General features: G+C 56.0%; 36 protein-coding genes. 16 read left to right on the plus strand and 20 right to left on the minus strand.

Translation table 11 applies throughout. The features are described 5' to 3' along the window. Positions 1-11 precede the first annotated feature (11 nt). Positions 12-203 carry a hypothetical protein gene (locus ACQZ51_RS10740; protein ID WP_448777072.1) on the plus strand — a complete coding sequence of 64 codons (192 nt, stop codon included), beginning with the start codon at positions 12-14 and terminating at the stop codon, positions 201-203. 345 nt (positions 204-548) lie between these two features. After that, entirely contained in the window at positions 549-2,237 is a 1,689-nt protein-coding gene (locus ACQZ51_RS10745; protein WP_448777074.1) for an AIPR family protein, read from the plus strand. An 81-nt stretch (positions 2,238-2,318) separates the two neighbouring features. On the opposite strand, the gene ACQZ51_RS10750 is transcribed toward ACQZ51_RS10745, so the two are convergent. The 18 genes from ACQZ51_RS10750 to ACQZ51_RS10835 all read right to left on the minus strand — a co-directional run bounded on the left by ACQZ51_RS10750 (position 2,319) and on the right by ACQZ51_RS10835 (position 14,033). Then, positions 2,319-2,483, minus strand: coding sequence for a hypothetical protein (locus ACQZ51_RS10750; protein ID WP_448777076.1), 165 nt, complete (start codon positions 2,481-2,483; stop codon positions 2,319-2,321). A 15-nt stretch (positions 2,484-2,498) separates the two neighbouring features. Beyond that, positions 2,499-2,678, minus strand: coding sequence for a hypothetical protein (locus ACQZ51_RS10755; protein ID WP_448777077.1), 180 nt, complete (start codon positions 2,676-2,678; stop codon positions 2,499-2,501). Positions 2,679-2,686: 8 nt separating this feature from the next. Next, positions 2,687-3,667 carry a hypothetical protein gene (locus ACQZ51_RS10760; protein ID WP_448777079.1) on the minus strand — a complete coding sequence of 327 codons (981 nt, stop codon included), beginning with the start codon at positions 3,665-3,667 and terminating at the stop codon, positions 2,687-2,689. A gap of 10 nt (positions 3,668-3,677) precedes the next feature. After that, entirely contained in the window at positions 3,678-5,939 is a 2,262-nt protein-coding gene (locus ACQZ51_RS10765) for a portal protein (protein WP_448777080.1), read from the minus strand. A gap of 1 nt (position 5,940) precedes the next feature. Beyond that, positions 5,941-6,261, minus strand: a complete 321-nt coding sequence (locus ACQZ51_RS10770) for a hypothetical protein (protein ID WP_448777082.1) — start codon at positions 6,259-6,261, stop codon at positions 5,941-5,943. Between the two features lie 116 nt (positions 6,262-6,377). Further along, on the minus strand, positions 6,378-7,931 hold the full coding sequence (locus ACQZ51_RS10775; protein ID WP_448777084.1) for a hypothetical protein: 1,554 nt from the start codon (positions 7,929-7,931) through the stop codon (positions 6,378-6,380). Beyond that, positions 7,931-8,794 (minus strand): hypothetical protein, encoded by an 864-nt coding sequence (locus ACQZ51_RS10780; RefSeq protein WP_448777086.1) that lies wholly within the window; start codon positions 8,792-8,794, stop codon positions 7,931-7,933. The genes ACQZ51_RS10775 and ACQZ51_RS10780 overlap by 1 nt, the downstream gene beginning before the upstream one ends. Beyond that, positions 8,788-9,411 (minus strand): DUF1376 domain-containing protein, encoded by a 624-nt coding sequence (locus tag ACQZ51_RS10785; protein WP_448777088.1) that lies wholly within the window; start codon positions 9,409-9,411, stop codon positions 8,788-8,790. Before ACQZ51_RS10785 ends, ACQZ51_RS10780 begins: the two co-directional genes overlap by 7 nt. Further along, positions 9,408-10,130, minus strand: a complete 723-nt coding sequence (locus ACQZ51_RS10790) for a hypothetical protein (protein WP_448777090.1) — start codon at positions 10,128-10,130, stop codon at positions 9,408-9,410. Before ACQZ51_RS10790 ends, ACQZ51_RS10785 begins: the two co-directional genes overlap by 4 nt. Next, on the minus strand, positions 10,127-10,342 hold the full coding sequence (locus ACQZ51_RS10795; RefSeq protein WP_448777091.1) for a hypothetical protein: 216 nt from the start codon (positions 10,340-10,342) through the stop codon (positions 10,127-10,129). Before ACQZ51_RS10795 ends, ACQZ51_RS10790 begins: the two co-directional genes overlap by 4 nt. Then, positions 10,332-10,688 (minus strand): hypothetical protein, encoded by a 357-nt coding sequence (locus ACQZ51_RS10800; protein ID WP_448777093.1) that lies wholly within the window; start codon positions 10,686-10,688, stop codon positions 10,332-10,334. The genes ACQZ51_RS10795 and ACQZ51_RS10800 overlap by 11 nt, the downstream gene beginning before the upstream one ends. Continuing rightward, positions 10,685-11,215, minus strand: coding sequence for a 5' nucleotidase, NT5C type (locus ACQZ51_RS10805; RefSeq protein ID WP_448777094.1), 531 nt, complete (start codon positions 11,213-11,215; stop codon positions 10,685-10,687). Before ACQZ51_RS10805 ends, ACQZ51_RS10800 begins: the two co-directional genes overlap by 4 nt. Further along, positions 11,215-11,829, minus strand: coding sequence for a GcrA family cell cycle regulator (locus ACQZ51_RS10810; RefSeq protein WP_448777096.1), 615 nt, complete (start codon positions 11,827-11,829; stop codon positions 11,215-11,217). The genes ACQZ51_RS10805 and ACQZ51_RS10810 overlap by 1 nt, the downstream gene beginning before the upstream one ends. A gap of 2 nt (positions 11,830-11,831) precedes the next feature. After that, complete coding sequence (locus tag ACQZ51_RS10815) at positions 11,832-12,107, minus strand: DUF2312 domain-containing protein (RefSeq protein WP_448777573.1); 276 nt, start codon at positions 12,105-12,107, stop codon at positions 11,832-11,834. A gap of 113 nt (positions 12,108-12,220) precedes the next feature. Continuing rightward, positions 12,221-12,637, minus strand: coding sequence for a hypothetical protein (locus ACQZ51_RS10820; RefSeq protein WP_448777097.1), 417 nt, complete (start codon positions 12,635-12,637; stop codon positions 12,221-12,223). Further along, a complete protein-coding gene (locus tag ACQZ51_RS10825) occupies positions 12,615-12,902 on the minus strand; it encodes a hypothetical protein (protein ID WP_448777098.1) in 288 nt (95 codons plus the stop codon). Before ACQZ51_RS10825 ends, ACQZ51_RS10820 begins: the two co-directional genes overlap by 23 nt. Further along, on the minus strand, positions 12,902-13,543 hold the full coding sequence (locus ACQZ51_RS10830; RefSeq protein ID WP_448777099.1) for a hypothetical protein: 642 nt from the start codon (positions 13,541-13,543) through the stop codon (positions 12,902-12,904). The genes ACQZ51_RS10825 and ACQZ51_RS10830 overlap by 1 nt, the downstream gene beginning before the upstream one ends. A gap of 232 nt (positions 13,544-13,775) precedes the next feature. Further along, a complete protein-coding gene (locus ACQZ51_RS10835; protein ID WP_448777100.1) occupies positions 13,776-14,033 on the minus strand; it encodes a hypothetical protein in 258 nt (85 codons plus the stop codon). Positions 14,034-14,063: 30 nt separating this feature from the next. Between ACQZ51_RS10835 and ACQZ51_RS10840 the strand changes: the two genes are divergently transcribed. From ACQZ51_RS10840 to ACQZ51_RS10905, 14 genes are all read left to right on the plus strand, one after another. Next, the gene (locus ACQZ51_RS10840; RefSeq protein ID WP_448777101.1) at positions 14,064-14,501 is read left to right on the plus strand and encodes a hypothetical protein; all 438 of its coding nucleotides are present in this window, start codon (positions 14,064-14,066) and stop codon (positions 14,499-14,501) included. Between the two features lie 200 nt (positions 14,502-14,701). Beyond that, positions 14,702-15,118, plus strand: a complete 417-nt coding sequence (locus ACQZ51_RS10845; protein WP_448777102.1) for a hypothetical protein — start codon at positions 14,702-14,704, stop codon at positions 15,116-15,118. Between the two features lie 308 nt (positions 15,119-15,426). After that, positions 15,427-15,732, plus strand: coding sequence for a hypothetical protein (locus tag ACQZ51_RS10850; RefSeq protein ID WP_448777103.1), 306 nt, complete (start codon positions 15,427-15,429; stop codon positions 15,730-15,732). Further along, positions 15,729-16,010 carry a hypothetical protein gene (locus ACQZ51_RS10855; RefSeq protein WP_448777104.1) on the plus strand — a complete coding sequence of 94 codons (282 nt, stop codon included), beginning with the start codon at positions 15,729-15,731 and terminating at the stop codon, positions 16,008-16,010. The genes ACQZ51_RS10850 and ACQZ51_RS10855 overlap by 4 nt, the downstream gene beginning before the upstream one ends. Before the next feature lie 133 nt (positions 16,011-16,143). After that, complete coding sequence (locus ACQZ51_RS10860) at positions 16,144-16,593, plus strand: hypothetical protein (RefSeq protein ID WP_448777105.1); 450 nt, start codon at positions 16,144-16,146, stop codon at positions 16,591-16,593. Continuing rightward, positions 16,583-16,828 carry a hypothetical protein gene (locus ACQZ51_RS10865; RefSeq protein ID WP_448777106.1) on the plus strand — a complete coding sequence of 82 codons (246 nt, stop codon included), beginning with the start codon at positions 16,583-16,585 and terminating at the stop codon, positions 16,826-16,828. Before ACQZ51_RS10860 ends, ACQZ51_RS10865 begins: the two co-directional genes overlap by 11 nt. After that, complete coding sequence (locus ACQZ51_RS10870) at positions 16,821-17,240, plus strand: helix-turn-helix domain-containing protein (RefSeq protein WP_448777108.1); 420 nt, start codon at positions 16,821-16,823, stop codon at positions 17,238-17,240. Before ACQZ51_RS10865 ends, ACQZ51_RS10870 begins: the two co-directional genes overlap by 8 nt. Before the next feature lie 21 nt (positions 17,241-17,261). After that, entirely contained in the window at positions 17,262-18,140 is an 879-nt protein-coding gene (locus ACQZ51_RS10875) for a TAXI family TRAP transporter solute-binding subunit (RefSeq protein ID WP_448777110.1), read from the plus strand. Further along, positions 18,137-18,307, plus strand: coding sequence for a hypothetical protein (locus tag ACQZ51_RS10880; protein WP_448777111.1), 171 nt, complete (start codon positions 18,137-18,139; stop codon positions 18,305-18,307). The genes ACQZ51_RS10875 and ACQZ51_RS10880 overlap by 4 nt, the downstream gene beginning before the upstream one ends. Before the next feature lie 65 nt (positions 18,308-18,372). Next, a complete protein-coding gene (locus ACQZ51_RS10885) occupies positions 18,373-18,885 on the plus strand; it encodes a hypothetical protein (RefSeq protein ID WP_448777112.1) in 513 nt (170 codons plus the stop codon). Further along, positions 18,882-19,277, plus strand: coding sequence for a hypothetical protein (locus ACQZ51_RS10890; protein WP_448777114.1), 396 nt, complete (start codon positions 18,882-18,884; stop codon positions 19,275-19,277). Before ACQZ51_RS10885 ends, ACQZ51_RS10890 begins: the two co-directional genes overlap by 4 nt. Further along, a complete protein-coding gene (locus ACQZ51_RS10895) occupies positions 19,270-19,968 on the plus strand; it encodes a hypothetical protein (protein ID WP_448777116.1) in 699 nt (232 codons plus the stop codon). The genes ACQZ51_RS10890 and ACQZ51_RS10895 overlap by 8 nt, the downstream gene beginning before the upstream one ends. Beyond that, positions 19,965-20,393, plus strand: coding sequence for a DUF7694 domain-containing protein (locus tag ACQZ51_RS10900; RefSeq protein ID WP_448777117.1), 429 nt, complete (start codon positions 19,965-19,967; stop codon positions 20,391-20,393). The genes ACQZ51_RS10895 and ACQZ51_RS10900 overlap by 4 nt, the downstream gene beginning before the upstream one ends. Beyond that, a complete protein-coding gene (locus tag ACQZ51_RS10905; RefSeq protein WP_448777119.1) occupies positions 20,386-20,685 on the plus strand; it encodes a hypothetical protein in 300 nt (99 codons plus the stop codon). The genes ACQZ51_RS10900 and ACQZ51_RS10905 overlap by 8 nt, the downstream gene beginning before the upstream one ends. Positions 20,686-20,696: 11 nt before the next feature. On the opposite strand, the gene ACQZ51_RS10910 is transcribed toward ACQZ51_RS10905, so the two are convergent. Continuing rightward, entirely contained in the window at positions 20,697-21,608 is a 912-nt protein-coding gene (locus ACQZ51_RS10910) for a hypothetical protein (protein WP_448777121.1), read from the minus strand. Positions 21,609-22,146: 538 nt separating this feature from the next. Next, complete coding sequence (locus tag ACQZ51_RS10915; protein ID WP_448777123.1) at positions 22,147-23,094, minus strand: STM4504/CBY_0614 family protein; 948 nt, start codon at positions 23,092-23,094, stop codon at positions 22,147-22,149. Positions 23,095-23,491 lie beyond the last annotated feature (397 nt).

Below are 23,491 nucleotides of genomic sequence, written 5' to 3' on the forward strand. Positions count from 1 at the left end.
TGGTTGCTCTGATGACAGAACCCTACCAGCCCAAATATCAATGGAAGAAAGCACCGAAGAACGCCCGCTGGTGGGCGCTAGATCAGAACGGCCAAGCGCATCGGTTCTGTGCGCCTGATGTCAAAGCATTTAAGGATTTCTGGTTCAGCGAGCCTATACCTGCACCGACTTTTAGTTATGATGGGGACTGGCGAAAAAGCTAAACTGAAAGGCTGGACTGATGACGACTACACACGTCCTAAAGAAAAAATCGGTCGTTGACGGAGTTCGACAGGCTCTAGCGAAAGCAAGTGTTCTTCTAGAGGAGCACGAACTAGAAGCAACCGCGGTGATAGAGCTCAAGCCGAGAGATTGGATTGAATTTAAGTCAATTCGAGAACCAGATATGGAACTACTGCAAGATGGAAATATTCGTTTCGCGGGTGGGCTAGTCAGGCTAAAACTGGCTTAAATCAAAACCCACGCCCAATTCCGAGAAGTTCGATATACACAACCTTAAGCTTTGACTGCGAAAACCTCAGCATAATTGAAATTTGCTGGAGGGGCCGATGTCAGACAACAATGAAACTATTCTCAAACAAGTTTTAGCAACCCAAAGAGAAGAGATCAGGCCAGAGATGGCTGCAGAGGATTTCTTTGAGGTGTTTACCGCAGAACAGGCCACTAAAGAGTTTGAGCTTTCCTACGAAGAAATTGAAGACGGAATTGTTGATGGCGAGCACGACGGCGGCATTGATTCGTTCTACACGTTTGTGAACGGTGAGATTGCAACTGACGAATTGGACGTCAAAAAAATCCCGAAGAAAGACATAACTATCGACCTCATAATTGTTTCAAGCAAATCTAAAAGCGGGTTTAGTGAGGGGCCGATAGACAAAATGATAGCTTCTCTTCAGAAGCTTCTCAACCTGAACACAAGTTTGGGGCAAATCACGCAATACAACGACACAGTGATATCAAAAGCAGAGATGTTTAGATCCGTCTACAAAGGCGTTGTAGCAAAGTTTCCTACTCTTAATGTCAAGATTTACTACGCAACCGGCAAGCATTCCGGTGATGTCCATGCTAACACTTTGCTAAAGTCAAAAGATCTAATAGATTGCATAAGAGGACTATTCACGGACGCCCACGTTACATTCAATTTCTGGGGCCCGAAGGAGATTCTAGCGTTAGCACGCACAAAACCCAAACAATCTTTTGAACTAAAATTTGAGCAGTCTCTGAATGGCTCCAGTGGTTACGTAGCTTTGGTGAAGCTACCGCACTATTTCAACTTTTTAAAAGGAGGGGGTGACAAGGTCCGAGCGGACTTGTTCGAGGCCAACGTTAGAGATTATCAAGGAACAACCGAAGTAAATTCAGAAATATCAAAAACTCTGCGGTCCGTCGCAGATGATTTTTGGTGGTTCAACAATGGTGTTACTGTTTTGGCATCCAGGGCGACATCTTCGGGTTCTGTAATAACCGTCGAAAATCCGCAGATTGTTAACGGATTGCAGACAAGCTCAGAGATCGCTAGTTACTTTGATGAAAGCGAGAGAGACGATACTAGGTCTGTAATGGTCAAGATAGTCGCGTCTGAAAATGAAGAAATACGGGATAGGATAATCAAAGCAACTAACAATCAGAACACGGTAAATCCAGCCTCATTGAGAGCAACAGATAAAGTTCAACGCGACATCGAACATCATTTGAAAGCGAACGGACTTTTTTATGATCGTCGTAAAAATTATTATAAGAACGACGGCAGACCTGCCAATAAAATAATAAGCATAAGTCTCCTCGCCCAAGCTGTGATGTCGTTGTTCCGCGGGCAGCCAGACAACGCCCGTGCTCGGCCATCAACATTGATCAAAGAAGATCGCGAATATAGCATGCTGTTTTCGGAAGATTTTCCTCTGGACGCTTATGTCGTTGCTGCAGATACAATCCGCCGCATTGAGATTGCCCTTAAAGGAAATCCAGATTTATCCCCCAAAGACAGGAACAACATAAGATTTTACGTTCTGTACTATTTGATTTCGTTGAAAGCAAAATCAACATCTTTATCGCCGCAAAAAGTGGCTCAGCTCAAGGGGGAGATAACGAACGGAGACATCTCTGGCGCTATCTCTCTGGTTTGGGAACTCTTTGAAAGAGAGGGTAAGAGCGATGAGGTAGCCAAGGGCATTTCGTTCAAAGGAAAAATAGCAGCTGACGTAACTGGCAAAATAAAAGCCGACAACGCGTTCCTTTAGAGCCCGGAGCTTCAATTCCGTGCAACGTCAGCAATAGAATTTCTCTATTGCTGACGTTGCCTCTCTTCTAAGGCGCGCAGCTCATTTCTTTAGGTCGAAAGCCGGAATTAGCGTGACCGCATCATACTCCACGATTTCACCTGCTTCGAGCATTTTTAACTCTGGGATCCCGACAAGCGCCACAGGCTTTTTTGAAGGTGGCTGCTTCCGCTGCGAGAACCGATAGTCAAATCCCTGAAGTGCCATAGGTCGTTTCTCCGTTTAAACCATATGCTGTTGCCGCCGCGTCAGCCCGCTCTCATCGCGTTTGATGATCGTGATCGGCCCCATTTCAGTTTCGAAACCGAGGCGCACGCTGCGCCCCGACTTCTCTTCGACGTGAATAGTGCCCACGCCCTCGATTTTCACCGCATCCCCCAGCTTAACGGCAAGTCGCAACATCGAGGCTCCTATTCGGCCATGTAACGTTCGCGCTTCTCTTCTGAGAGCTTCGCGAGTTCGGTTTCAAATTTCTCGGTATCAGCGGACGCCAGACGGTCCAGCCACGCGAACTCGCCGCCGTCGTCTGTGTCGCTGACGTCGGCAGATGGGACGCCACCCAGTGTAGGCGGCACCTGTCGAGCTGCTGCCGCTGCCGGCGTCTTCGGATCGGCCTTAGGCGCAACCTTCTTCACGCCGTAGGCCTTCTCGACCTGTGACGTGATGTTCTCATGCGCCTTCTCGAGGATGGCCGGGTTCAGCGGGTTGTTGGACGTCTGCTGAAGTCTGCGCACCTCTGCATCCAGCATCGTGTGCAGGATGGTGCCTGGCTGATATTCGACGTGCTTCTCGAAGAAAGCAGGAACGGTAACGTCCTTGTAGTGATCGATGGCGTTTGTCTTGGCGACGTTGGCAGAGATAACCGTCGTCTTGATCTCGTCGATCTGGCTCTCAAGCGGTTTCAGCTTGGCGCGCATCTCAGCGCCGGTCATTTCACCGTCATCGAACTGGGCAATGATCCGGTCGCGTTCCTCGTCGAGGGACTTCAGCTTTTCAGGTACCGCTGGATCGAGCACCCATGAAGGGCGGCGCTCTTCCACCACTGCTGGCGGCGTTGCAGCCTGCCCACCTTGTCCATCACCCTCGGCAGCAGCTGCTGCTGCGGCCGCGGCGGCGGCCGCGGCGGCGGCCTCGTCTGGCTTCGCTGCTTGGCGCTGGGTGCCGTCGCCATTGGCAAGTTCCAGATCTTCGTCAATGACGGCATCTGGCTTCTTCTCCGCTGCTGCTGCCGCAAGAGCGGCGGCAACCGCCTCGGCTGAATCGCCGTCTAAGCCTTCCTCGCCCTCGGCACCTTCTTCAAGGCCTTCATCCACCATATCTTCGTCTTCGAGGCCCGCGCGCTCTTCGTCGGTCAACATGTCCAGTTCTGCATCGGTGGGCTTTACAGCCATAGTCGTCTCCTTATGCGCCCAGGCCGATAGCCATAGGGTCCTGCGGTTGCTGTTGTTGGGGTTGCTGTGCCGCCTGCTGCTGCGCGGCTTGCGCCTGCTGCTGCTGTGCCTCCATCGCGGCGGCCTGCATGGTCTGCTCACCTTCAGAGCGCGAGACGAAACCGGATTCGTGCAGGATCGCATCGCCGATGTCAGCGATGCCCGGCGCCATGATCACGGCACCAGCTGCTTCAAGCGCTGATTTCTGACTGCCGACGTTCGACGCGACGGTCTTGGCGGCGATGTCGGCGGCGTGGGCTTCGTTCTTTGCAGCCTCAGAGATTGTCTTGCGGAGCTGGGCCATGGCCGCTTCTTGCTGGAACTTCTGCTGCTCCGCCGCGGCCTGCTCTTTCTGCTGCTCTTCCGGCGATGGGGCCTGATCGTCCGCATCAGGGTCTTTCATGCCGGTGACCTGACGGATGCGCTTTACGATCTCTTCGCGTTGCGGGATGTCCATGCTCTCGACCACGAGATCCAGCATGACGATCGCTATCTGCGGGTTCACCGGGGCGAGCTTGCCGAGCAGCTCCATCAACGACTCGACCTGCGCCTGTCTCACAGTGGCGCGGTAGTCTTGCTCGTCGATGATGAAGTCCGCCTTGGTGCGGACGATATCGTTTTCTGGCAGCCCGTCGTTGACCGTGACGTATTCCGGATTGCCGCGCATGTTCGTGATGCGGAACTGCTTTTCGTCCGACATGAACTGCTCGATGTTGGCGAGCAGCTTTTCGCCGCGGACTTGCTGGGCAAAGCGGTGATTGTCGAACAGCTTGGCCGTGGCAAGTGCACCCTGCTCCTGCCGGGCCTGAATGGCGATGCCCGATACAGCGTTGGTGCTGCGCCCAAGGTTCTCATCAGTGACGCCGCCGACCTGCTGCACCATCTGGATGTTGCGCGACATGAGCTCGAGGTGCCACTGACCTAATTCTCTGTCGACGTCGAACTTGAAGCTCTTGCCGGTATTCACCTCGATGATGGAATCGGGCTGGGCTATTTCCTCGCGCAGCTCGTTGATGTCATCTACCGCGCCCTTGTCCATGACCACTTTGTTGGTCGAAAGGATGTGCAGCGCCTTGCTCGCGCGCTTGTTGATATCGACCTGAATGTCTCGGATGTTGCGCACCAGTCCGTACGGCATGCCGTCGCGGTCGCGGCGCTTGTTCCAGATCGGCGTGAATGGGTATTTGTTGTGGCGATAGAGCGATGGCGAAAGCCACAGCATACCAGCCGACGTGAACAGCGCGACATACATACGCATCGTCGGCTTCTTCACTACCTCGCCGTCACCTTCTTCGACCGCGGCTTTGTGACCAGGCGAATACTCGTCATAGATCTCGCCCGCGAACGTGCCGCCTGAAATCTTTGGCGTCTGAACGGGCATCTTGAACCAGCATTCGAAGATCCTGACGCGGCGGCGCTGGTAGCCTGTGACTCGGTCAGAGACATAGGTGCCGTCACCCTTGCCCTGATTTTCCATCTCGGGACCGTCCATGGCTTCATCGCCATAGGCATCCATCATGGCAAAGCTGTCTGCATCGTCGATGCTGCGCTCGAGCAATGCCTTGCGCTTCGGGAACATGGCCTGAGCCACATCGAGGTCGAGCCACTTGATGCGGATCACATACCGTGCGTCGCTGAGATCGTATTCCGTGGCTGCGCTGTCCCACAGCATGTTGCGCCACGATTCGTAGCGGGAGAACAGCGGCTCGCCCTCGTCATCACCCTGATAACCGTCTTCCATCCAACCCAGACCAACCTTGGCTGAATCCTCGAATGAGCGGCTGACATGAAAGCCTGTGCGGTTGACGTCTGAGAGATACTTGAGCAGCTCGGATTTGCGCTGCGCGGGTTTGCCTTCTTCTTTGCGGCGGGGCAGCACCTTGAAATCGGTGCGCGCGCGCTTTTCGGTACCGATGACCCAATCGACCGTAACGGCGGTGACGTTGAAGACGAGAGCGGATTGCCCGCGGTCATTCAGCACTTTGGTCTGCTCTTCGGTCCACTGGATATTGTCGTACATATCGGCATCGACGGCCATGTCGTGCCGGTTCTCTGCCTGCCGATCTAGCTCCCGGGTGTAGAAACCCAGAAGTCGCTTGTGGAGCTGGGTGTTGCGGCTGTTATCCAGCGCGTTACCCGCTTGTGGTCGGCTCGACGCCGGCGTGTCTGCCGGAATGGGCGATTCGTATCGCTTCTTCCTCACTGAACCGTCGTCAGCGTCGAGTGAAAACATTCTATTCCCTTATTTCAGCTTCGATGGTTCGCCCGGTAGTGGGGTCGCGCATGGTGACTTCGGCCACGGTCTGCTGATCGTCAGTCGGGTATGGCTTGATAGACAGGAGGTCGCCCAGGTGGTCAGCGATAAACATCGCTATCCGGATCACGGTGCGACGGTCATGAGCGTTAAGGCCAAGGGTACTTGCGAACTGGTATGCCGTGTGAGCGGCTTGGGCAGGGTCGCCGACTTCCTCTGACCATATCCATGCGCGGTCCATAGTGACCACACAAGGCGCCAGCCTGTCGTCATATTCCCTGTCCGCTGGAATAAGAACCATACACGGACGGAATCGATCTTCCTGCCGTATCCAAGTGCCGATAGCCATAATGCCGTCTTTGCGGAAAGTCCATACGCGCTTATTTAGATCCAGATCTGGTCCCATTTTGGTGCCTTTCACAGCGTCATTGGGTCACGCGCTCTCCGGCGTGATCCGTTGTTGGATGATGTTGGACGGATGGTGCCGCACAGGCGGCGGACTTCGTCGCGATACTGAGCCTTCTGGCGGATCGCGTCGGGCGCGTGCTGGTGGCCGTTCTTCTTCGGCGTGTCGGACCAGACGCCCATATTCTTGTTCCAAGACTTCCGATAATTGTCGATGTGCAGGATGCCTTGCTTGCACTTCTCCTCGTCGATCACGTAGTTGACGAAGTCATCCTTCAGCGCAGGAAGCCCGATAGCCATCAGGTCTGGCGTTCTGGGTACGATGTGGATGTTCTGAAGCCCGAGGCCTTCCAACATTTCCTGAGGCGTCTCGATGACGAGTGCACCTGGTCGGCGCTGGTTGCCATCGTGCGGCAGGAAGTGGTGACCCCAGACGAACCCACGCTTCTGCATTTCGGCGATGACGTAGCTGTACGGCTCGCCGCTGCACTCGAGGTAATCGATGAAGTGGTCCATCATACCGAAAGACTGGTGGAACCAGACGGCGATATCGTCATCCACGCCCAAGTCCCAGAACGTGTTGACCGGCAGCTCTGGCCGCCATGGCACGCGGGTAATACGACCTTCAGCACGCGCCCGTGTCATCTGCTTGGCGAGGATGACGCCCTCTGTGGAAACCTTGAACGCTTCTTCGACGGTTGATGGGTATTCCTGCCACATCATTTCGTCGTCGTCGGAATAGTCGTTCAGCCTGGTGGCGACGTACCAAGCACGCTTGCGCTCTGATATCTCGCGGCCAATCTCGCGCTCGAGCTCGTCGAAATACTTATCGTCCTTCGGCGTGATGATGATGCCGTCCGGGTCGATCTCATACTCCGGGGCATCCCACCACGATGCGAAGTGCATGCGGTACTGCAGGCGTGACAGGCGCTTTCCAGCATCAGCGTTGGCCTTGGCCTCCATGACCATCTTGTAGTAGGCGCCATCGCGGCCCTTGGCCGTGCTTTCGATGAAGGTGATGCCCTGCCCCGCGGCGGCCAGCGCGCCGGTGACGATCTTCTCTGCCTTCAATGGCGATTCAAAGCAGATGATGCCGAACTCGGAAACGTGCAGCCAGTTGAGCGTGTCACCACGGGCTGAGGTGGAAACCTGTATCGAGGAGCCGTTGCTGAAGATCTTCTCTTCGGTGTTGTCCACCTTGATATGCCGCTCGGACTTGATGAAGTCTGGCAACCGAGCATACGCAAACTCGATCTTGTTGCGCATGATCTTGCTGGCGGTGAACTGGTCCTGCGCGATGATGGCCGCTCGCTGGTTCTCATTGAACAGGCAAGCATCCAGCAACAGCAGCTGTATGACGGTAGAGAAACCGCGCTGGCGAGCCTTCGGCACGATGTTCCGGTGCCAGATCCGCTTTAGAAACGTCTCCTGCGCCTCGTTCGGCTTGAAGAGTACTGTCAGCCCGTCTTTGTCGAGGATGTAGTAGAGATTGCGGATGCGCCAATTCGGATCTTTGAGGTTCTCAAGGAACTGCTCTTCCGTCATGCCGGCGAGATGCTCATACATTATCGGTCATCGCCCTCGGGTTCTTCAACGGGCAGGAAGGTGTTGGTGGGTTTGTCATCTTCGACCGGGACGAACGTGCTGTTGCCCAGCTTGGATAGGAACGAGCCGAGCGGGCTGCCCTTCTCGACGTCGTGGTTGATGTGCTGGACGGCTCGCCATGCGTCTTTCCTGCGATTTTGCAGCCAGAACATCGCGGCCTTGGTGTCAGGCGGCACATGCTCGATGATCTCGACGCGCTGCGGCTCGCCTTCGACGACAACGATCTTCTCGCTGTCGAAGCTGTAGCCGGTGGCGCGTTGATACAGGCTGTGCTCGACGCGGTTATCGGCCACGTCCTTGCCCATCTCGAGCGCTTCACGGAACTCTGGGTATTCCAGCTTCCAGCGATGGATTGAGCGGATGCTGACCTCGAATGCCTGGGCGATCTCGAGATCCGTAGCGCCAAGGCCTGCGAGCTGCTTTGCGATGGCGATGTTGCGTTCATCCCAAGACGTTGGACGTCCGCCGTAATTGCGAGGATCCGGGCGGAACGCTGCGCCGAACTCTGGGTGCTCTTCCTTCCACCACTCCATCGTCTCGCGCTCGATGCCGATGACGTGGGCGATCTCGTCTTCCGGAACCTTGGCGAGGAACATCGTGCGGGCCAGACCGATGAAATGCTTCTGGTACCGGACTTCCTTCGGCTCAGGCGGTGCCTCGAACTTCGAGCGCACATCGGCCTTGGTCTTGCGGGGCTTGGGCTTGGCCTTCGGCTTCGTCACCTTGCCGGTCTGAGCCTTCAACGACACCGGTGCCGACCTCGTCCCAGATTTCGGCTTTAGGGGTGCCAAAACTTCGCTGGTTTTCGTGGGCTTCTTCACCATTGGCGACCTCCGCGTCTCGCTCGTCCAGCGGCAAGCGCAGCAGCAGCGCCAGATCCCGTCCTGCGATCCAGACTTTCAATCAGCCGATGGTTTGTAAGCGGGTGTGGCTGAACCACAGGCAGGCGGTCCAAGTCGTCTCTTGGCCACTGCGTATCCTCATCTACGGTCGGAGGGATATTTGTTATATATGGTACTGGCTCTGGTATTACAGCGCAATTGTCGAGCAATTGCTTGATGGCTTTGCTGTTTTTGTTGGGCTTTTCCCGTTCTATTGGCGGATTATCTTTGCGTTTCGTTCCACTTTCAGCTCGTTTTCGCGAGATATTCAGCGAGTTTTGTATTTCAGTTTCGGCCCGGTGGTTGCTCAGTTTGCCGCCTGCGGTGATGAAGATTTTGCGCAGCGCGATGAGCTCGTCGAGCAGAGCTTTAGCCTTCCGAAGCGAGCAGTTTAACTCACCAGCAAGCCAGCGTTCGTTGCGCTCGATGGGGCCGCCCTCGTCGTAGATCAGATCAAGGATGGTCGTGTAGGCACCACGCTGCTCGAGCGTGAGCTTGCGGTACCCTTGAAGCGCGTCGCCGTGGTACCGACGATGATAAGGCATGGTACGACGGCTCATGCTGGCGTCCCTTCTGTGTGCAGTGCGAGTGTGGGTTGGACTGGTGTGGCGTAAATCGGCGCATCGGCCTCTGCGAAGCTGCGCTGACGCAACTGGCGACACACGGCTTGCGTCACTTCCTTGCCGGTCAGATGCCAGGCAAGGCTTCGGATCATGTCTGGGCGCGTCGAGCGGGACGAACACGGCACTCGGTGCCTCTTGCACTCGTTTTGGAGCTCAGCGGCCCAGAGCATGTCCAGCATCGATGTGGCTTGCGGAATAACCCGGAGATCTCGGTCGCGGCAGAACTGCCATCTGTCCCCGTCGTTGGGATAGGGGCGTAGAGTTTCCGGCAGTGGTTGGGGAAAGCGCCAGACACGCTTATCCCCTCTCCGGTGACCGAAGAACAGCGGATGGTTCAGATGACGTTCTGACGGAACATCATCGCGCCAGCGCGGCTCTCTGTAATCTGCAAAATGCTTCTCATGCGCGGCGACGATGACGAAATGACAAACCTCGTTGAACGCCTTCCACTGATCGTCGAGGCGCTTCAGCACGTCTTTGCGGGATTTGATCTCGACGCCGACGATATGTTCGGTGCCGATTGCAGCAACATCGATCCTGTTTGATCCCTGCCCCGCAACGTTCAGCTCGTGCACGATTCGAGCACCAGACATCAAGTCGCGGAGTCGAGCTACTACAGCGTTGCGGATATCCTGTTCGTCGAGCGATCGCGTCATGAGTTGCTCTCCAAATACTGCTCGAGAGCAAGCGGGAGGCCTTCGAGAGCAGCGTTGTAGCCCTCGCGGTACCCTTCCGGTTTCGTATCAAACACGTTGTCGGATTTGAACACGTCCGGCGTGATGGTCCATTGCTTCGAGCACCACTCGGCAAACTGTTCCATTTCGTGCTGCATGAGATCCGTGACAGCCCGCTCTAGCCTACTGGTCATGGCTGCCCCTGCTCGTCTGCTGGGCCCACGCAATGGCCTCGTCGCGGCTATGCAGCGTGACGACGGCAGAGCCGCGCCATTCGTTCGCAAATGCCTGCTGATTGTCATTGAGGCCCTTGCCGTAGCCTGTGTGCCCCGTCTTCACTTCGACGAGGTGCGTCTTCCCGCGAAAGCCAACGAGGAGATCGATGGGTTCGTTGAGCGAGAACACGGACATGCCGAACGCCTCGAGCGCTGCGCGGATCTCTGGCTCTGCAACATCACGCTTCGCCGCTCGGCGGGCCATAGTGGTCCCCGTCTTGGCCTTGCGTTGTTTCCTGAACTGGGCGGATGTGACGGGCTTCATGCGGGCCCCGCCTCGCTGTAGCGTCCGGCGCGGTTCCGATAATCGTGCACATGGTTGGCCAACGTCTGATAGGTGGCGTCGAAGTCTTGCGAGTGCAGCAAGCCAACCCCACCCTCGTGCTCCCAAGCGGCTATGTTGCGCTTGTAATCGTCGATGAGGATGTCGCCCGGCGAATGCATGAACAGCGGCTTATTCAGCCCGTCGATGACAGGCAGGATATGGCACGTGGTTGAAAGATGCTCGCGCACCCAGCCGCGTTTCTGCCGCGCAACGTCCTGATAGTTGTACCATGGGCAGGCTGTCAGGATGATGGGGTTCATCCACGAAATGCTGTCGTAGAAGGCCTTGGCGCCCGCGAATATCGGCATACCCCGGAAGTATGCGGGATGCGCATTGATGGTTTGCCACATCTCGTCCTCGGGAATGCCCCGATGATCCAGACCGAAGAGCGCAGGGAAATGGCCGTCGAAGTCAGCCATGACGCCGTCTAGATCGAGATAGATGGTGGGATGGGACTTAAGGGTCATTACGCCAAGAGCCTCCACGGCACCGCACCACGCTCGGCTCTGGAACCGGTGCCGACGGATTTCGTCTTGTGGAAGTGGCAATACGAGGTGCCGTCATGCGTCGCGTTGGCGCAAAACAGCGTGTTCTCACGGTCGGCTTTCAGCGGCCAACGGCAATGATGCGATTCGAGCTCATAAAGACGAAGATTGAGCGGCTCCGGCGCAGGAACAGACGGCACCGGCTCGGCAGCAACAACAGGTGGCGGGGCAGGTTTTATCTTAGGCGCTGCGAATGCCATGCCGTTTGCAGCGAGAAGCGCGGATGGACGCTTGGGTTTGGGGCGAGGCTCTACAGGCGCGGGCTTAGGCGTAGGCGTCCGTGTAGCACTCGGCTTGGCGGCATCTGCTATGACCTTTGCCATCTCCCTACCGGGCCTACCGGATAGCGGGACCGACGCGACCAGATCTGGATGCCGGTTATAAAATGAAATCACAGAGCTACGGGTGATGACCTGAGCGTATTTCCTGCTCAGAGCAGCCGCTATGGCTGCGCCGGTACCGATTGTTTTCGGATGGGCTTCGATGATTGCAGCGCTACGCACGTCTGCGGAAAGTGTTCTCCATCGCGTCTTCATGGCTATTCCATCCCCAGGGCGGCCATGTAGGTCTGCAAGATAGTTTCTTCTTCGATACGCTCGTTGGCGTCCTTCTTGCGCAGGCGAATGATGGTGCGGATCGCGACAGTGCTGTAACCGCGGCCCTTTGCTTCTCCCATCACGTCTTTGATGTCGTCGGAGATAGCCGCTTTTTCTTCCTCGAGGCGCTCTACGCGTTCGATGAACTGGCGCAGCTCGGCAGCGGCTACGGTTTCGAGCGTCGCCTCGCCGGTCTCGTCACGGTCAAAGGCTTCGATCTGTCCCGGCAGCGGCGGGTTATGAGCTTTACTCTTCGCGGCAGCTGTCAGCTTGCGGGCGGCTTCCTTAAGTACCGGTACGTGCTTCTTCTCGATTGTGAATGTTAAATTAGTCACCCTTCGACCCCTTCGATGCTCTCCCGCGTCAACTGACGTGCGGTTGCTCGGCGCGCGATGCGCCACGATTTGCTTTTAAGTTCGTTTTCAGAGAGGAGCTTCAGCTTGCCGGTGTCCCTTGTCCTTGGACGAAGGACGGTGACAACCAACCCACCGGGCTGAGCGATCACGGCAGCGAAGGCGCGGTTATCGAAACTCTGAAGCCCCATTTTTGCCGTGGCCGCGAGGCCCTTGGTCCAAATCAGCGCCCTGAGGGCGTCAATCGTTGTTCCCGCCGCTTCAGCCAGAGCAACTGCCCTCGCCTTTTCGGTCGCAAAGTCCTGTTGGACGTCAATGTTGAGGATGCGCTGCACGTAACGCGATACAGCGTGGTAACTCACGCGCTCCGGGTCATCCCCCGCGGTCTGCTGCACTGTGTTCCCCCTTAAGCAGATCGTCCGCTTGAACCAGTGCAGCCAACTGTTTCCGTGCTGACGTGATTTCATGATCAGGACGCTTGGCGCGGCCTTCTGAGAATTTGTCGATCCACCAGATCTTGGAACGGATCATGTCTTTGAGGCTCGACCGGATCTGGACAACGGATAGCGACGGGGTTCGGGCGGCATGTGCCTTCTCCGCTACGATCCTGTCTTCAGCGGCGCGGACCAGTCCCCCGACTGATGTCTTCTCAGTCATCATCAGGCCACCTCTCCGAACTTGGCACGTTCGCTTTGGAGCCTGCTGATCTGCTCGTCGATCTCGCGACGGCGCTGTTGCTTCGCAGCGTCATCGACCCATTCAGGGGCTTCATCGAAACAAGCGGCTAAGAGCGACGGGCCGAACGCGGCGATGAGGATGGAAAAGTGCTGCACCGATGGCTGTGAGCGGCGGTGCAGCCAGTTTTCGACACTGGCGGCAGGTATCCCCGTTTGCGCCTCGACGTGATGCGTCGTTGCTCGCGGGAAGGATCTTTTCAGCCAGGTAACGAGGCCCGTCACATCGAATTGGACTGCGGCCACTTGCCCGCAACGTTGCGGGAATTTTCCTGCGGAACCGCCGCTACGCTTCGGTGCAATATCGAAACGTAGAGGTTCTTCCTCGGCAAAGCCGAAGACGCCTCTGGAAAGAGGAACAACGGAGGCGGTGCGGTGCGACGGCAGGGCAATCAGGCGAACTTTGTTGCGGACAGGAGCCGCGATCATGGCCTGCCGTGCGTTCCGCAGGAACTGGCAAAGGAGTGGAAGAATGCCCGAAGCAGACGCTGAACCTTGTGCCTCGGGGCCTCGGGAAACCTTCGAATTGAGGTTTGCCGGGGATGCTGGGAATGGGATGACAGTCACTTGCGCCTCATCTTCGTTGCAAACTGGTTGGGGGCGAAGACATTACGCGGACGATGCCGGTGGTGACCCTCGACGACGTCCTGCGCTACCCCGTCAACATCGATCGCATCGGAGAAGTGAACACATGGCGGCGAGACAGACAGAGGGCCATCGGGTGGGGGACAGGCGAGCATCTCTGCAAGCAAAGCGTCGCTTTCCGGGATGTATAAGAAGGGTTGGAGATGCGACATCCTCACGAAACGCCCTCCGGCACCGGCTTGCGTATAGGAACATTGCGCTTCAGCCGCTCGGCCTCGATGAACGAAACGACTTTTACGCCAGTGTCCTCAGGGGCTTTGCCGCTATTGCGCTTTAGCTGCTTGATGAATGCGCGCACACGAGTTTCGGTATCGGGCCAAACCCTACCGCCACTTCTAAGCCGTTCGACAAGTCGACCGTTGCCGACAGCGAGAATGCCGAACCGATGCGGACCAATCCCCGCCTCTGGCAAACAGCGTTCTATCTCTTGAAGGAGTTCGTTTTGCATAACGACGTAGATACACGCTATAGCGTGCAAGTCAATGCACGCTATAACGTGCAACACAAAATTTACCGGCGTGCTAGTAAATGCGTCATGAAGCAAGGCTGGTACGAGCGACTTATTGAAGCAATAAAGTCTGATGGCCGCTCAGTGAGAGCGATCAGCCTCGAGGCAAAATGCGGCCCGAATTACGTTCAGCAGATGATGACTGACGGGAAGCGCCCCACCGTTGATAAGCTGATGGCGATACTCGAAGTCCTGGGCGAGGCTCGCACATTTGAAGTCCTGACCGGCGAAAAAATCGACGACGAAGACATCGAGTTCATCAGGCTCTCTTCAGGTCTAGATTCTTCACAAAAGAAGGCCGCTCTTGATTTTTTCCGTTCGCTTTTAACGAAGCAAGGTGATCCAGCGCCAGAAGACGGCTCTCGGGATTAAGCTTTGACCAGATTTCAACTAGCTCAAGAAATTCTTTCAACTGCGCTGCCCTTTTCCTGTAGCCAGAATTGGAACAAATGAGGAACGAATGCAAGGGGAATGGCAGCAACATATACAGGTTGTCTATGATTTACACGGTCTTTTAAATTGTTGAGCCGCCTGCTTTGGCGGGCCTTTAGAAATGGGTGGGGTACGGAATTATGAAAAAAGGTTTTGTTTTGAATATGATGGCGCTGCTTCTGCTTGGCAGTTGCGCTACAACTAGCGAGATGCCACTGGCACCCAATATGGTGCGCCTTGATACTCAGGCTAGCGGACTGCTGTTCACGTCTACAGCAGGACAAACTACGTTGCGGAAAGCAGCCGAGGCCACCGCATCTCGAGGCTATACGCACTTCCGTTTAAGTGAAGCGACTACGGCGCGCGGCTCACAGATGGTTGGCATGCAGTCTCGTACTACCGGCACATACAACAGTGGTTTCTATTCCGGGTCCACGACATACACGCCCATGAGCGCCCCTACCGCGCACGTTGGCGTCACCGTGACCATGTTCAATGCAAATGAACCGCAAGCCAAGGGTGCTTTCAGCGTCGCTGAGGTCCTGAAAAAGAAGTAGAATACCCGCGGACAGATATGACCAAGCCCCGATTCGGATAACACCGTTTTGGGGCTTTTTCTTTTGCACGCTATAGCGTGCGTTTCTTGTTGACGCGCACGCTATAGCGTGCAATATAGCTCCATCGAAGGTTGCTTCGCCGCAACCGGATTTACCGATGGAGATGACATATGCGGAACCTGCTTGCATTTGCGGGAGCGATATCGCTCGCCCTGATTTTCAGCATCAATGACGACGGCTATGCCCGTTGCTCGCAGGTAGCGTCGCTTCCGACGTGCCACAGCGCTTTGAACCGCTGAGGTGCTGCCATGATGAGATGGACCTGCACCAACTGCGGCGCTGTTGAGCGCCTTACCTTCTATCCCGATGACTGCTCTTCCTGCGGCGGAGCCATGATTAATGATGATGGTCGCAGCACTCACTGCGACGATTATGGCCTAGACGATCAGGACTATGGCCTGCTCGACGCTGCGGCTGAGGGCGACAAGGCGGCAAACGTCATTCTCTGGCAGGAGCGCGCCCCGGCTTGTGACTACAGCCCCGAAATGATTGCTGATCTCGCCCTGCAGAACCGCATCGACATGATGCAGGCCATCTATGGAGCGGCGGCATGACGCTCACATTGAGAGATCGCGCCGACGTTGCGCTCCACGCGGCAGCTGATGTCGCCCCGGCACCGGATGCGGTGAAGCACATCGCGTTCAAGGCAATGCGGGTGTTTTATCCAGACGAGAGCGGCTCCCTGCTGGGGCTCGTTCTGTCCTATCCAGCTCCAAACATGGCCGAGGGCATGTCCGCGCTTTATCACGGCGTCGGCATTTTCGGCGAGTTGGAGATCGATCACGTCATCGGGGCTATGGTTGCCCCGGCCTACGGCGAAAGAGCGCACTGACGTGGCTAAGCGGTCCGATTTCCCTCGCAGCAAGCACGACAGGTATTTGTCCCCTTATGAGGCAGCCTTACCGCTACGGCCCTTTCTGCAAGGCGTGGGTACGTTCTCCGAACCGTGCTGCGCGAATGGACGCTTGATCCGATGGATCGAGAGCTTTGGCCCGACCTGCACCCACAACGGTGACATTCAACTTGGCATTGACGCGCTGGTAGACCCATGGCTGCTACGCAACCGCGTCGATGCGATCATCACCAACCCGCCTTACACCTGGTTGATTTTGAAGGCGATGATCGAGCGGTTCATGCGGATCGCTCCGACTTGGCTGCTGCTCGAAGCGGACTTCAAATACAATCTGCAAGCACGTGAGTTCATGACGCATTGCAGCGACGTCGTTCCGATAGGTCGCGTGCGCTGGTTCGCCGACACCCAGCACGACAGCAAAGATAACTACGCCTGGTACCGGTTCGACATTCAGCACCGGCGCGGCCCTGTGTTCCATCCAATGCAAGTCATCGACAAGCGGCGCATCAGAAAGCTGGCGCGCCCGGAAATCGAATATCCGGAGATCGAACGTGCTGCATAGCTTCCTCAACCTTCCTGCCCCGCTGCTCGTCATCTGTGCCGGCCTTATCGCTGGCGGCATCTATGCGCTTGGCCTTGGCGCGGGGACGCTTCACCGCGAATTGGATCGACGGCGAACCGCGCGTCTGACCCACGACATCCGAAACAGCATCGACCGCTACGACGCCATGATGGCTCAGGCGGAACGTGACTACGCCGCCCGCATGGGCTTAACCCAAGGAGACTGCAATGCTTGATACCGCGCAACACGCCAAGAAACCCAACCCGGTCGATACCCACGTTGGCACGAGGATCCGTGCCCGTCGTGCCGTGATCGGAATGAGCCAAGAGAAACTGGGGGCGGCGCTGGGCATCACTTTTCAGCAGGTCCAGAAGTACGAAAAGGGCACCAACCGTGTCGGCGCCAGCCGTCTGCATCGCATTGCTGAGGTTCTCTCGGTGTCGCCCAGCTACTTCTTTGAGGGCTCAACAAGCCATGGGGTGGCGGATAGCGAAGGCAAGCAGGACGATCTTACGACGTTCATGCAGCGCGCCGACGGCGTCCGTCTTGCTAAGCTGTGGCTGCGGGTCGGCGATAGCGAAGCCCGGCGCAAGCTTCTCGGCGTGATCGAGCTCGTCGCTAACAGCAGTTGCAGCGGCGATAATTAATCTCAAATTTGAGGACTTCTTATGAAGCCATTGTTTTTAATGGCGGCGCTGGCCGCTGTCGTGATCAGTTCTGAGGCAAAGGCGGCACCGATCCGCCTTTGCACCGGGGCAGAGAGCGGCGTCTATTTCGCCGCGGGTGATGCCGTCGCCAAGATGGCGGGCAAAAACCTGAACGTCGTGAACGTGCCGACAGAGGGCACCATCGATAACCTCGAGCGTGTCCTCGATCTTGACCCGAGCAATCCCGAGGCCTGCGATGCCATGATCGGGCAGCCTGATGGCCCGGTCTACGTTGGCCGGTCATCTCCGGCGAAGGTGAAGAAGCTCCGGCAGGTGGCCACGTTGCACCGTGAGTACCTGCAAGTCCTATGCGGAGCGAAGTCCGGTGTTGACGATCTGTCGGACCTCCCCGGCAACAACAAGCTGTCCGTCGCCATCGGTGAACCCGGCAGCGGAGCTTGGTTGATCTGGCAGAACATCGTCGCCGAGGACGATTCTTACGGGAAAGTCCCGGTCCGCAACGAAGGGGGCGTACTGGCGCTGTCTGCCGTTTCTAGCGGTGAAGCCACATGCATGCTCGTTCCTGCCGGGCTACGCAACGGCACCGTGACGGAAGCCGACCAGATCTATGGCGATACCGTCATTCTGGCCGGGGCCAATGATCGTGACTTCGACGATGCGACCGACATCAAGGGCGACCCGCTCTATGAATATTGGGACATTCCGAAGGGCACCTATCCGAAGTCTTTGCAGGCGGGCTGGTTCGCGTCTCGCAGCACGATTTCATGGCCTGCGGCGATCTTCGTCAACACTGACAGGATCGACGCCAAGACCCTGCCCCAGTTCGTCCAGGCAGCGGCCCGAGCTGCTCAAGGCATCAAGGCGGAGTACGGCAATTGATCGCCGTTGCTAAGGCTTGGGTGCGGCAGCGGGCGGAAGCCATCGTGGTGGTCACAGCCATCGCTCTGATCTTCCTGATGATCATCACGGGGCCGATCATCGACTTCCTCATTTGCCTTTGCCTTCTCGGCCTGCTGCGCCTCGCGATCTGGCTCGGCAAACGCTGACCCGCTCCGGTTTCCTCGCCTGCCTTGTGGGCGGGGTTTCCCGAACAGGTCTTATGGAGATTGTTATGACTGATACGAAGACAGGGACGGCCATTCCAGCGCGCCCGAAATATTATGATGACACTGTGCGGGAGATGGCTGTCGATGGCATCATCGATGATGTTGCGGGATGGCTCGCGAATTGCAGCCAGTTTGAACAGAAGGCGCTGAAAGAGGCGCTGCTGCGTTGCTTGGACACCAACGCTTACACCTTTGCATCCAATTTGGAGCAGCGCCACGGCTGGTCCCCAGACGCCGGTTTGGTTTCACTTCTGGATCAGCTCTCGCTTCATCAGGCTCATGATGAGGTTGTTAAGTCGTGGGTCACGTACCACGGCATCAAAATCCCATTCAAAGAGGGAGATCGTGTCTGCTCGCCAACCATCAAAGCGGGGACGATAACGAGGCTTTATCCTAAGACGGCTGAGATCGGAGTAAAGACAGACGATGCGCCCCTATCCACCAGACGAGTAGCCTACGAGCAAGCCACCCCAATCCTCGGCATCATCGGCACGGCACCGGAAGGCGGTGCATCATGAGCCACGCGGACCTGAAAAAGCGTTGGGCCGACGCGCAAGCAAAGGTCGATGCGCTGGAAGAGCAGCGTTACGAGCTCGTCAGGCAGACCGAGCCGGAATACCTTGCTGCGCTGGACGCACTCGACACTGTCGATAAAGAGCTTGGCGACGTCGAGTGCCTTCGCTGCGAGGGATGTCGCGCTCCGATATTCAAAGGCGATCTCTATCACGGCGGCGAGACACCGATGTGCTTCGAGTGTGCCCCTACCTATCAGTCATTGATCGACGAGCCAGAGATGTTCCTGGACGAAGAACGGGACCACGCGGACCCCGACAGGCTTCGTGCGGAGTACGACGCGCATCTCGCTGCTGGTGGCAGCCCAGACGACAAGCTGGTGTCTGTCCATGGTTGAGCGTCCCATTCTCTTTAATGGCGCCATGGTGGATGCGCTTCTCGCTGGTCGGAAGACACAGACGCGGCGGCTATTGCTCAACAGCGAAACCCTCAAACAGGTTCGGCGTCCTGATGACGCGACGTGGGAGTTTCTATTTAACGGCGTGCCGGAAGGCCCGCTGGCAGTTCCGCCTCGCATCAAAGTTGGCGATCGCATTTATGTCTGCGAAACCCATTTTCGGTTCGGCCACTGGGAACCCAAGGGCAGTGCCCGCACCAAGGGCGGAAAGCAGAAGTGGCACTTCGTCGAGGATTCGGCGGAGGTGCTGTTCGACGCTCCGGCAGAATTTCGCCGCGGGATGCACAACGCAGATCCGGGCACTCCGGCGTGGCACAAGCGCATGGGCCGCTTCATGTTCAAGAAGCACTCCCGCCTTACCATTCAAATCACTGGGGTACGGATCGAACGGCTGAGAGACATCTCATACGATGATGCCAGGGCGGAAGGACTGCTCAAGCTGAAAGCAACTGGCCGATACGTCGTGAGCCAAGGCGATCAGTATTTCGGCAACGCGTCGCTTAAACCGACTGAGGTGTTTTCGTGGCTCTGGGACAGCATTAACCCGGGTAACCCATGGACCTCGAATCCGTGGGTGGTTGTCTACACCTTCGTCACGATCAACGCGAACATTGATCAGGTGGCGGCATGAGAGCTCAATCGCACTTCGATATGCAGCCGCGGCGGAATCGCCGTCTGATCCTTCGTGATGAGGGCATTGCTCGCCGATCCGGCAAATGGACGCCGTGGGAGACGCTGCACTTTCCACGCGGCAGCGTTTCACCGAGCGGCTGGACCGCCGAGTTTACCAAGGCTCATCGGAACAACGTTTTCAGCATCCTTGAACGCACGCTGCCCGACGGCACGCGCCACCTGGGCATCACGTCGCTATCTGGCGTCCGCCCGACTTGGCCCGAGATGCAGCGCATCAAAGACGAGATCGCGGGGCCAGAGGCGACGGCTGTCGAAGTCTACCCGCCCAAGGCTGAAATCATCGATGCCGCCGACATGTATCACCTGTGGGTGCTTCCAGCGCCCCTGCCCTTTTCCCTGTTTACGAGGACGAACAATGACTGAAACGGCACCGGCAAACCTGCAAGATTACATTCTGGCGGAAGTCACCCGCAAAACATCCGAAGAGCACATTCGGACGCTTATCGACAAGAAGATCGATGAAGCGATCAAGGGTGCAGTTGACGATGAGTTCCGCTACGGCGGCAATCTCAAAGAGCAGCTCACAACGGCTGTATCGGATGCACTTTCGATTGGCGACAAGATCGACGTCCCGGCCTACGGTTGTCATGGTCATGGCGCTGCTTCGCGAAAAGCTCGATGCGAACATTTCCGAGTTGTTGAACGCAAGGCTTGAGACCGCGATACCTACCGCCTAGGGTTGTCAAAGGTCTCGATCTCGGCCCCATGCTTCCGCAGAATGTTCCGGATGATATCAAATGCATTAGCGTCCATGCCTGTGACTGGAAAACTGATTTGCGTGGCGCTAGTTGTCCATGTCTCGATTACGAAAATGCTCGTAATCTCATTCATAACTGTATCCGAAAATGATCGGCTGACTTCAAAAGGAAACGTCGCTACCACCATCAATCCGACATGTTCCCCTCCCGCATATAGTTTTGGGCCTTGTTGCCTCACTTTCACTGACGGCGTTACCATCTGAGGATACACCAGTGATGCGTTGGGTTGCGATTTCTTGAGAGCGTTGACTTCACTTTTCAGCGCTAAAAGTTCCTTCATAAGAATTTTATCTGCGGGCTCAGCTGTTCGTTCGAGTTGAGTGTAATTCTGCGCTTTAGTGACTGGGTTATCCGGCACATAGTCGGCGGATATTGCGTCTTGTATGGCGCTTTTTAACTGCTGCTGAGCGATTCCTAGGTGGGCATGCTGGGCGACGCTGAACTCGATCGCCCGATAGGGTTTAACGTCGAATGGGATGGTTGTTCCCGCAACGAACATATGAATGACAGGCTTTCGCGCCATATGTCGTATGCCCATCTCGTAAAACGCGTTCGCGTTAAGCAAACTCATATCAACAATTACCAGCTCGGCTTCTAGCAAATGATTTATCATTTGCGTATCGATCATGCCTGGCGACGTAATAGTGTCAGAGCGCACGACGTCGAAGTCCGAGAAATGATCTCTAAATGTGGGCTTGATAATCCCATCTAGCAGCCAGTCGGCATGGGTTCTAATCTCTGTACCCAAGCCACCAATCGGACCGACCACAAAGCAAGCTTTCTGTGCCAGATTGGTGTTGGTTTCTGCGTTTTTCGCCATTGTTCTTACCCCACATTTAGGCCCTAAGATGGTCATCGTTCGTGCGATTAACGATCTCGCTTCGCTAGCTTTACTACCCACCATCTTCGTAGTTGTGAGTCAAATCCGTTCTCTGTCACCAATCTCGGCACAGTCACCATGGTCCGCGTGGGCAAGAAGGCTGCTGGGCGGGAAATGTACGGCACCGAATATCTCCAATTTCCGAAGGCGCTGTCATGAACCCTTAGCTGGACTATCGATTTCTACCGCGCCGCTCGGCTTACTCAAATTTCGTCGCCTACCTTGAGTACCTAAACGGCGAGCAGTCGGAAAACAGAGCCGCACGGCGCTGCATTGTTCGCATTATTAAGGTGCGCGGCTGTGATGGTGCGATATCCGCCAGGGAGGGCTGGCGCATCTATTGCCAGTGCAAGCCCCACATGATTGGACGCGACGCGAAAAACGGCCTTTCATGACTGACCGGATCGCCTGCATCAACCCCAATTGCCGCTGCACGGCGGCGGCCGAGAAACATCCCGGCTCGACTGGGATCACTGCACTAAGGAATGGACTGTTCTGCCTTTACCAAAAACACAATGGTGGATGCTGTCATGTGAAGGACATAACCCGCGATGTGGTCAGGAACGGTGGTGAGTTCGACACCCTGTCCATGAGCACTATTCTTATTTCTTGGAGTTGGAACCGCACTCTCCAACAGCGTGCGGAGGCCCGCCATCGCATTCTGCCAGTAGACCGGGATCAGTTGGTGATCGTAAAGCGCCGCAATTAGCTTGCTAGCCGGATCACTGGGGTTATGATCCCACTCACGCTTAGCAAGAATAACTTTCATTGTGCTCTCAAAAGCTTTGGCGGCCTCTGTGACGGCTTCTTTGTTCTTACCCCTTCGATAGTGCTCGTACGCTGTTCGAAATTCTTGCTCAGGACCTTGGTAGCGCTTTTCACGTAACAGCTCCAGTGCGGGTTTTACCGCCTCGGCATGAACTAATTCCGTGTCAATGCGAATGATTTCACCGTCATACTCGTAACCGAGCCCCGCAGCTTTCATTCGAGTGTTGATCTCAGAAATAGCTCCTTTTGCTTTATCTTCGGCACTTCGATCATGGCGATATCCTGTTTTAGAAACCATGTTCTCTATTAGGCGACATATAAGTTCGACTGCGCTCAAAGTTTTTTCGACATCTTTCTCAAATAGTATGAAATCGAAAAGCTCCTTTTGCTTGTCTTCGTAACCTCGGTTATCGGTAGGAGGCAGACTGAAGACACCAAACTCCTTCCGCAGAGTATTAACTATCATCTCGTACGCCCGTCGCACATTCTGACCAGGCTCAAAGTCACTCATGAACTCATCACGAGAACCTAGAATCTCTGTGGCTATGGTAATTACTTGGACGCGAAGCTCTCTAGGCAAATCATTGTAAATATAAACGTCGGGAACATCGCCCCTCAACGTCCTTTGCCGTTGCCAAAACGTATCGAAAGTACCCATTGCTCACCCCAAAAGACATAACTTGATTAGAGATATAACTTCTGTTCTCAGGAAATCAATCACAGGTAGTCGGAGGAATTCAAATTTCAGCCACACCTGGCGCACACGAGCGGGATGGGATGGTAGCTAAACGCGCCTTTGACGAGTTTGAGAAGGGGAATCGCCAAGGCGTCGCCGATAGCCTGAACTGGGCGCTGCACAAGCTCGAGAGGGTCAATGCGGATGCTGGCGCGGAGCTGCTTAAGCGGTACCGGGAAAGGGACAAGGCATTACGGGCGTCGCGACCCGCACCAACGAATGGCGCTGCTTCTATTACAATGACGTTTTCACCGACACCGAATCGACGAAAATGTATTTCGGCATGGACCAGCACAATGCAAGGCACGAGCCTTTGGAT

The organism is Agrobacterium sp. CG674, from assembly GCF_053521645.1.

Excerpts from the sequence above, each read along its gene's own strand:
- ACQZ51_RS10780 (WP_448777086.1), bottom strand. The coding sequence starts at position 8,794 with ATGGTGAAGAAGCCCACGAAAACCAGCGAAGTTTTGGCACCCCTAAAG.
- ACQZ51_RS10750 (WP_448777076.1), bottom strand. The coding sequence starts at position 2,483 with ATGGCACTTCAGGGATTTGACTATCGGTTCTCGCAGCGGAAGCAGCCA.
- ACQZ51_RS10870 (WP_448777108.1), top strand. The coding sequence starts at position 16,821 with ATGCTTGATACCGCGCAACACGCCAAGAAACCCAACCCGGTCGATACC.
- ACQZ51_RS10755 (WP_448777077.1), bottom strand. The coding sequence starts at position 2,678 with ATGTTGCGACTTGCCGTTAAGCTGGGGGATGCGGTGAAAATCGAGGGC.
- ACQZ51_RS10790 (WP_448777090.1), bottom strand. The coding sequence starts at position 10,130 with ATGACGCGATCGCTCGACGAACAGGATATCCGCAACGCTGTAGTAGCT.
- ACQZ51_RS10765 (WP_448777080.1), bottom strand. The coding sequence starts at position 5,939 with ATGTTTTCACTCGACGCTGACGACGGTTCAGTGAGGAAGAAGCGATAC.
- ACQZ51_RS10785 (WP_448777088.1), bottom strand. The coding sequence starts at position 9,411 with ATGAGCCGTCGTACCATGCCTTATCATCGTCGGTACCACGGCGACGCG.
- ACQZ51_RS10745 (WP_448777074.1), top strand. The coding sequence starts at position 549 with ATGTCAGACAACAATGAAACTATTCTCAAACAAGTTTTAGCAACCCAA.
- ACQZ51_RS10885 (WP_448777112.1), top strand. The coding sequence starts at position 18,373 with ATGACTGATACGAAGACAGGGACGGCCATTCCAGCGCGCCCGAAATAT.
- ACQZ51_RS10805 (WP_448777094.1), bottom strand. The coding sequence starts at position 11,215 with ATGACCCTTAAGTCCCATCCCACCATCTATCTCGATCTAGACGGCGTC.
- ACQZ51_RS10845 (WP_448777102.1), top strand. The coding sequence starts at position 14,702 with ATGAAAAAAGGTTTTGTTTTGAATATGATGGCGCTGCTTCTGCTTGGC.
- ACQZ51_RS10810 (WP_448777096.1), bottom strand. The coding sequence starts at position 11,829 with ATGAAGACGCGATGGAGAACACTTTCCGCAGACGTGCGTAGCGCTGCA.
- ACQZ51_RS10910 (WP_448777121.1), bottom strand. The coding sequence starts at position 21,608 with ATGGCGAAAAACGCAGAAACCAACACCAATCTGGCACAGAAAGCTTGC.
- ACQZ51_RS10740 (WP_448777072.1), top strand. The coding sequence starts at position 12 with ATGACAGAACCCTACCAGCCCAAATATCAATGGAAGAAAGCACCGAAG.
- ACQZ51_RS10875 (WP_448777110.1), top strand. The coding sequence starts at position 17,262 with ATGAAGCCATTGTTTTTAATGGCGGCGCTGGCCGCTGTCGTGATCAGT.
- ACQZ51_RS10760 (WP_448777079.1), bottom strand. The coding sequence starts at position 3,667 with ATGGCTGTAAAGCCCACCGATGCAGAACTGGACATGTTGACCGACGAA.
- ACQZ51_RS10915 (WP_448777123.1), bottom strand. The coding sequence starts at position 23,094 with ATGGGTACTTTCGATACGTTTTGGCAACGGCAAAGGACGTTGAGGGGC.
- ACQZ51_RS10890 (WP_448777114.1), top strand. The coding sequence starts at position 18,882 with ATGAGCCACGCGGACCTGAAAAAGCGTTGGGCCGACGCGCAAGCAAAG.
- ACQZ51_RS10850 (WP_448777103.1), top strand. The coding sequence starts at position 15,427 with ATGATGAGATGGACCTGCACCAACTGCGGCGCTGTTGAGCGCCTTACC.
- ACQZ51_RS10895 (WP_448777116.1), top strand. The coding sequence starts at position 19,270 with ATGGTTGAGCGTCCCATTCTCTTTAATGGCGCCATGGTGGATGCGCTT.
- ACQZ51_RS10775 (WP_448777084.1), bottom strand. The coding sequence starts at position 7,931 with ATGTATGAGCATCTCGCCGGCATGACGGAAGAGCAGTTCCTTGAGAAC.
- ACQZ51_RS10800 (WP_448777093.1), bottom strand. The coding sequence starts at position 10,688 with ATGAAGCCCGTCACATCCGCCCAGTTCAGGAAACAACGCAAGGCCAAG.
- ACQZ51_RS10855 (WP_448777104.1), top strand. The coding sequence starts at position 15,729 with ATGACGCTCACATTGAGAGATCGCGCCGACGTTGCGCTCCACGCGGCA.
- ACQZ51_RS10900 (WP_448777117.1), top strand. The coding sequence starts at position 19,965 with ATGAGAGCTCAATCGCACTTCGATATGCAGCCGCGGCGGAATCGCCGT.
- ACQZ51_RS10795 (WP_448777091.1), bottom strand. The coding sequence starts at position 10,342 with ATGACCAGTAGGCTAGAGCGGGCTGTCACGGATCTCATGCAGCACGAA.
- ACQZ51_RS10825 (WP_448777098.1), bottom strand. The coding sequence starts at position 12,902 with ATGATGACTGAGAAGACATCAGTCGGGGGACTGGTCCGCGCCGCTGAA.
- ACQZ51_RS10770 (WP_448777082.1), bottom strand. The coding sequence starts at position 6,261 with ATGGTTCTTATTCCAGCGGACAGGGAATATGACGACAGGCTGGCGCCT.
- ACQZ51_RS10905 (WP_448777119.1), top strand. The coding sequence starts at position 20,386 with ATGACTGAAACGGCACCGGCAAACCTGCAAGATTACATTCTGGCGGAA.